Here is a 295-nt window from a genome sequence, read left to right as displayed (position 1 = left end):
CACCGCTGCGGTGTCACCGGAGACGACCGTGGACAGCGGTGAGTTGACCGCGGCCACCGCGATGACGCCCGGTTCCTCGGTGAGTGCAGCGGTGACCTCGTCCTCGGTGGCCTGGATGGCGGCCATCGCACCGCCCTCGGGGGCGGCTTGCATGAGTCGTCCGCGTGCGGTGACCAGTCGGGCGGCGTCGGTGAGTGAGAAGACGCCGGCTGTGTGGGCGGCGGCGAGTTCGCCGATGGAGTGGCCGGCGACGTGGTCGGGGGTGATGCCCCAGGACTGCAGGAGCCGGAAGAGT

General features: G+C 71.2%; 1 protein-coding gene. It reads right to left on the bottom strand.

Annotation, left to right across the window (positions count from 1 at the left end):
* The coding region (locus IG05_RS43355; RefSeq protein WP_037816073.1) for an acyltransferase domain-containing protein at positions 1-295 on the bottom strand (295 nt) is incomplete at both ends.

Source organism: Streptomyces sp. NRRL S-1022 (assembly GCF_000720135.1).
GTDB lineage: Bacteria > Actinomycetota > Actinomycetes > Streptomycetales > Streptomycetaceae > Streptomyces.
This window is presented reverse-complemented; position numbering and strand designations above follow the sequence as displayed.